Genomic DNA, 6,340 nt, shown 5'->3' with positions numbered 1-6,340 from the left:
GAAGGCGTCCAAGGAAGCCTTCGAGGCCCACAAGGAGAAGGTGGAGTCGTACAAGGCCAAGGCCAAGTCGGGGGAGGACCCCGGCCCGGAGCCGGCGCCGTTCAAGGATCCCGGCAAGGCCGACGTCCAGGCCGCCCGGCAGAAGCTGGCCGAGGCCCGCAAGCAGCGCAACACCGCCGCCTCAGAGGCCCAGGGCACCGTCAAGACGGCCCTGGCCCACGCCCCCGCCGAGCCCCCGCCCCTGGACCGCCTCGGGAACAACCTCAAAGACGGCTACCAGGCGGTCAACACCGAACTCACCCATGTCGTGGGCGGTGCCCTGAAGGGCACGGCCGGCCTGTACAACTTCGTCCGCGGCCTGAACCCCATGGACCCCTACAACCTCACCCACCCGGCCGCCTACCTGCAGAACGTCAACATGACGCTGGCCGGTCTGGTCTCCACCGCCGCCCACCCCGAGCGGGCCGTGAAGGCCGCCGTGGACGGCTTCAAGAAGGACCCTTCGGAGTTCTTCGGCCGCATGCTCCCCGAGCTCGTCGGCACCAAGGGCGCGGGTCTGGCCAGAGGCGGGCTGCGCCTCGGGCTCAAGGAAGGCCTCGAGGGCGTCGCGGAGCAGGGAGTGCGCAAGACCGCCCGGAACGCGGTCGAGGAGGGAGCCGGGAAGTCGGCTCGGGGCCGGGTGAGCGAGGATCCGCACGGGCCCTCGCGGGATCAGCAGTCGGTGTACAGCGGGGGCACCGACCCGATCGACCTCGCCACCGGCAAGATGTACCTGCCACAGACCGACGTCACCCTCCCCGGCACACTCCCCCTGGTCTTCGCACGTCGCGTCGAATCGGGCTACGGGCTGGGCCGCTGGTTCGGCCCGTCCTGGTCCTCCACGCTGGACCAGCGCCTGGAGATCGACGCGGAGGGAGTCGTCTACGTCACGGAGGACGGCCTCCTCCTGTCGTTCCCGCACCCGGCGCCCGGCCTGCCGACCCGGCCCAGCCACGGCCCACGCCTCTCCCTGGACCGGGTGGACGACGGCTACACCATCACGGACCCCGGGGGCCATCTCACCTGGCACTTCGCCGACCGAGGCCCCGGGCCGGCGGTCCTGGAGCAGATCGACGACCGCAACGGCAACTGGATCGTCTTCGAGTACGACGACGCGGGAGTGCCCTCGGCGATCGTCCACAGCGGCGGCTACCGCCTGAGGATCGACAGTGCCGACGGACGGGTCACCGGCCTGCACCTGGCCGGAGGAGCCACGGACGGATCCGATCTCCAGCTGATCGGCTACGGATACACGGAAGGTGATCTCACCGAGGTCAGGAACGCGTCCGGTTCACCGCTGAGGTTCGGATACGACGAATCGGGGCGGGTCACGTCGTGGACGGACACCAACGGACACACGTACGCGTACGCGTACGACGACAGGGACCGGTGTATCGCTCAGGGCGGCACGGACGGGCACATGAGCCTGCGGCTGTCCTACGGCGAGAGGGACCCGGAAACGGGGCTGCGGACCACGGAGGCGGTCAACGGCGAGGGCGCCGTACGCCGGTACTTCGTCAACGACCGGTACCAGATCGTCGCCATGGTGGATCCGGCGGGCCACACCCGGCGCTTCACCCATGACCGGTTCAACCGCCTGCTGTCCGAGACCGACGCCCTCGGCCGTACGACATCACGCCGGTACGACGACGAGGGGAACCTCACGGAGATCGTCCGTCCGGACGGCCGCCGGACGATCTTCTCCCACGACGCCCGTGGACTGCTCACCCGCATCGTGCGCCCCGACGGCAGCTCGGTCCGCCAGGAGTTCGACGACCGCGGGAACCGGACATCCGTCATCGATTCGGCAAGCGGCAGGACATCCTTCAGGTACGACGAGCGCGGGCGTCTGTCCGCCGTGTGCGACCCGTACGGCCGGGTCACCCGCATACGCTCCGATGCCGCCGGTCTGCCCGTCGAGGTATGTGATCACGCGGGCAACACCATGCGGTACGGGCGGGACGCCTTCGGCCGCATCACGACCATCACGGACCCCTTCGGCATGACCGGTGGCATGGAATGGTCCGCCGAGGGTCATGTCACTCGTCGACGGAATCCGGACGGTACCGAGGAAGCGTGGACGTACGACGGTGAGGGGAACTGCCTCACCCACACGAACACGGTCGGCGGAGTCACCCGCTTCGAGTACGCCCCGTTCGATCTGCTGATCGCGCGCACCGAGCCCGACGGTTCCCGCTACACGTTCACCTACGACGACGAACTCCGCCTGACCCGGGTGACCAATCCGCTCGGACGCACGTGGAGCTACGACTACGACGCGGTCGGACGGCTGAGCACGGAAACCGACTTCGGCGGGCGAGTCATCCGGTACTCGTACAACGCGGCCGGCGAACTGATCTCCCGGACGAACGCCCTCGGCCAGTCCGTCTCGTTCGAGCACAACGAGATGGGGCAGATCGTCCGCAAGAGCGTCGACGGCGAGGTGATGACGTACACCTACGACTTCACCGACCAGATCGCCCACGCGGCCAGTCGGCACGCAGAACTCACCCTCCTCCGTGACCGGCGCGGACGGCTGGTGTCCGAGCGGATCGACGACCGGGAGGTGAGGTACCGGTACGACGAGTTCGGCAAACCGACGGGACGCACGACCCCCTCGGGTGCCGACAGCGCCTGGGACTACGATTCCGAAGGGAATCTCCACCAGTTCACCGCCGACGGTCGCGTCATCGCGCTGGAGTACGACCGGATCGGCCGCGAAGTCAGCCGCCGGTACGGTGAGTCCCTGAGCGTCACCCGGTCGTTCGACGAGATGAACCGGCTGATCTCGCAAACGGTGGACCACTCCCGGCGGCGAATCCAGTCGAGGACGTACGAGTATCGGGCGGACGGCAGCCTGACCAAGGTCGATGACCAGCTGAACGGCGTTCGGCAGTACGAACTCGACCCGGTGGGCAGGACGACCCGGGTGAGCGGGGACGAGTGGGCGGAGTCCTACGCGTACGACCGTCTCGGCAATCAGACGGCCGCCGACTGGCCTGCGCGACAGTTCGGAGACGAAGGGTGCGGCGACCGCACCTATGAAGGCGCCGACCTCGTGCGCGCCGGCCGGATCCGCTACGAGCACGACGCCGCAGGACGTGTGGTGCTCCGGCAGAAGACCCGGCTCTCCCGCAAGCCGGACACATGGCGGTACACCTGGGACGCGGAGGACCGGCTCACCCAGGTCGTCACTCCGGACGGCACGGTCTGGCGGTACCGGTACGACGCACTGGGCAGGCGCATCGGCAAACAGCGCATCGCCGAGAACGGTGTCGACGTGCTGGAACAGGTGGACTTCACCTGGGACGGCACCTCACTGTGCGAGCAGACGACCCATTGGGCGGACTCGACCGAGTCGGTGACCCTCACGTGGCACCTCAACGGCACCGAAGCGGTTGCTCAGAGCGAGCGCAGGACCCTGGCCACGGCCTCACAGGAAGAGATAGACGCTCGCTTCTTCGCGATCGTGTCGGATCTCTCCGGGTCTCCCTGCGAACTGGTCGACGAGTCCGGAGAGATCGCCTGGCGAGCCCGGGCGACGAACTGGGGAAAGCTGTCCTGGTCGGTTCGAAGCCACGCCTATACCCCCCTGCGTTTCCCGGGGCAGTATTTCGACTCCGAAACGGGCCTCAACTACAACTACCTCCGGTACTACGACCCCGAGGTCGGCCGGTACATCAGTCTGGATCCGCTCGGCCTCGCTCCGGCGGCCAATCCCGTCGGATACGTGGACCGGCCTTCCGTCCTCTGCGACCCGCTCGGCCTCGCTCCACAGAAGTCCCCGATCCCGCCCAAGCCGTACGAGACGCCCAACTATCCCGATCTGGCCAAGCATTTCAATCCCGAGGGCGGCAATACCAACTGCACCTATGTCGCCGACGCATACGAACAGTATCTGCGGGGCCAGGGGATCAAACCGGTCCCCGCGAACATGGGTGGATTCCAGTCCCTGGACCGCCTGGAGAAAGCATACGGATCGAGCTTCAAGGATACCGATTTCTGGGGCATGGTCGACCATGTCAGAAATTCCGGTCACGGCGCTCGCGGCATTGTCGCGGCAAGCCCCGGCGGGGGCACTCCAGGGCATGTGTTCAACATAGTGAACCATCAGAATCGAGTACTTTTCATCGACGCCCAGACAGGGTTCGTCGACCCCATGCTCTTCCAGTCATTCAAGCTGATGAGGACGAACTGATGTACACGATGGAGCAAGCGGAGCGAATCGCGGCGGAATACATCCGGGAGACGACCGCGAACTGGGACAATAAGGCCGTCATGTTTCCGGATGACGAGTACAAGGCGCAGAAGGGCGAGTTCTTCTATTTCGCCTTCCAGTCCGCTGAGTATGTCGCCACCAGGGACGACAAGTATCTCTGCTACGGCCCTTGTCAGGTCTCGGTGCACAGCGTGACCGGCGAATGCCGGCTGCTCAGCGTTCAGGAGTCCCTCGCCATCGACCCGTTCGGCGCACGGTAACACCGCCGGGAGGCCCCGCGAGGGGCCCTCGCAGCAGAGGCGGATTCTCCAGTTGATGAGGGTGAGGTGAACCGATGCACACAGTGGAACATGTTGAGCGACTGGCGGCTGAATTTCTCCGGCACCTGTCCGTCGACTGGGACAACGAGGTCACCCTGTTCCCTGAAGAAAACTACAGGGCGCAGAAGGGAGAGTTCTTCTACTTCGCCTTCCAGTCCACGCAGTATGTCGCCACGAGAGAAGACAAGTATTTCCTTTACGGGCCCTGCCTGATTGCGGTGCACAGCGTGACCGGGGAATGCCGACTGCTCGGCGTGCACGAGTCTCATGAGATCAACCCGTTCGGCGCACGGTAGCCACGTGGCACGCAGGCCGCACGGCCGCCGTCGGTTCCGTCCGTCTGCGGTGCCGTCTCACCCGGCACGCGAGGCCGGGCTTCGGTCGTTCTGCTCCACCTGGCCTCCCCCGGTCCGGGCGCCGTTGCGCGCGGGGTCCCTCGCGACTGGCTGAACCTGACCGCCGAGCGCCTGGACGCGTTGCGATCGGCAACTTCCCGATGTGACGATCCCGAGCATGGTCGAACACGGGGGAGACACCACCGCGACGGGGCATACACGCAGGTCGTGGCCGTACGACTATGCGGACATGGCCGGGTCGGACCAACCGCGCCCGGACGCCCGGGAGGAGACCGAGCGAAGGCGTCGGGCGTTCGCGGTTCTGCTGGGTGAGTTCCGTCGTACGCCGGTCCTGGTGCCGTTGGGCGACGGTCCGGGCCCGGATGCCGAACGCGGTCTGCTGACGGCCGACTTGGGCGGCGTCGGCTTCATCCTGGCGTTCTCCGACGAGCAGGCGCTGGCCCGCTACGCCGTCGCGCGCGGTGAGGCCGCCCGAAAGTGGCGTTACCGGACGGTCCTCGGCGCCCGCCTGCTGGATGTGGCCGTTCCCGCGGCGGGGGTGCCGTGCGGGGTGGCGCTGGACTGCGCGGACGGGGAGGGCGGGATGGTGTTTCCGCCCGTGCGGGGGGTCGTGCCGGATGCGGTGGCGGTGGATGTCGACGGCGGGGCGGGGGACGAGAGGTGACCGACAGCGGCAAGGACCTGGCGACGGAGGGGCTGGGCCTGATCGCGAAGGGCCTGACCGACGCGCTGGCGGAACTGAAGGAGCTGGGCATGATCGGCATGGCCGGCGCCGGGCGGGGTTTCTCCGACATCGCGCTGTCCGGGCTGGAGCTGGGGCACGAGGGTCTGACGGATGAGTTCAAGTCGTTCTGCGACCGCTGGGAGTGGGGTGTGCGGTCGCTGATCAACGAGGGCAACGGGTTCGCCGAGAAGACCGGTCTGGCGGCGGGCACGTACTACGAGACCGACCAGTACGTGGAGGGCACCCTCAAGATCGCCACGAACTCGGCCGTCGGCAACCCGTACGCGTCCGAGGAGGACGTGGAGAAGATGGGCTGGAAGGAGATCGCCACCTCCGGGCCGCTGGGCGGGAACGTCGACTACAGCAAGGAGTCCTTCGAGGAGGCGTGGGCCAACAGCAAGCAGGGCTGGAAGCAGGCCGAGCGGGACGCGATGACCTCCCAGGTCCTCGGGCCGCTGAGCCCGATGCCCGACAGTCCCTCCCCCGAGGCCGGCTCCGAGGCCGCCGAGCGGCAGGGCGGTGAGGGCTGATGGGCCTCGGGGATGTGACCAACTCGCTGCTGGGCAAGGGCGAGGAGCTCCTCGACGGCGGCGAGAAACTCCTCGGCGAGGGCATCGACTACACCACCGACAAGATCGGTGACGGCCTGGACCACGTCGGGGCGCACAAGTGGGCCGACGTG

6 protein-coding genes are annotated in these 6,340 nt (G+C 67.4%); all 6 read left to right on the top strand.

The window, feature by feature from the left end; all coding sequences use genetic code 11:
* Positions 1-4,237, top strand: a 4,237-nt coding sequence (locus FHS34_RS41760; protein ID WP_184976176.1) for a DUF6531 domain-containing protein, incomplete at its 5' end; no start/stop codon positions are given.
* Positions 4,237-4,518, top strand: coding sequence for a hypothetical protein (locus FHS34_RS41755; RefSeq protein ID WP_184976174.1), 282 nt, complete (start codon positions 4,237-4,239; stop codon positions 4,516-4,518). The genes FHS34_RS41760 and FHS34_RS41755, both read left to right, overlap by 1 nt.
* A 74-nt stretch (positions 4,519-4,592) precedes the next feature.
* Positions 4,593-4,874, top strand: coding sequence for a hypothetical protein (locus FHS34_RS41750; protein WP_184976171.1), 282 nt, complete (start codon positions 4,593-4,595; stop codon positions 4,872-4,874).
* 289 nt (positions 4,875-5,163) lie between these two features.
* A complete protein-coding gene (locus tag FHS34_RS41745; RefSeq protein WP_225818076.1) occupies positions 5,164-5,598 on the top strand; it encodes a hypothetical protein in 435 nt (144 codons plus the stop codon).
* Complete coding sequence (locus tag FHS34_RS41740) at positions 5,595-6,188, top strand: hypothetical protein (RefSeq protein ID WP_184976164.1); 594 nt, start codon at positions 5,595-5,597, stop codon at positions 6,186-6,188. Before FHS34_RS41745 ends, FHS34_RS41740 begins: the two co-directional genes overlap by 4 nt.
* Positions 6,188-6,340: putative T7SS-secreted protein (locus tag FHS34_RS44340; protein WP_184976159.1), on the top strand; the 153-nt coding region annotated here is incomplete at its 3' end. The genes FHS34_RS41740 and FHS34_RS44340, both read left to right, overlap by 1 nt.

Source organism: Streptomyces echinatus (assembly GCF_014203595.1).
GTDB classification, from domain to species: Bacteria; Actinomycetota; Actinomycetes; order Streptomycetales; family Streptomycetaceae; genus Streptomyces; species Streptomyces echinatus.
This window is presented reverse-complemented; position numbering and strand designations above follow the sequence as displayed.

Bases quoted from the DNA above. Each gene is read 5' to 3' on its own strand.
- FHS34_RS41750 (WP_184976171.1), top strand. From the start codon at position 4,593: ATGCACACAGTGGAACATGTTGAGCGACTGGCGGCTGAATTTCTCCGG.
- FHS34_RS41755 (WP_184976174.1), top strand. From the start codon at position 4,237: ATGTACACGATGGAGCAAGCGGAGCGAATCGCGGCGGAATACATCCGG.
- FHS34_RS41745 (WP_225818076.1), top strand. From the start codon at position 5,164: ATGGCCGGGTCGGACCAACCGCGCCCGGACGCCCGGGAGGAGACCGAG.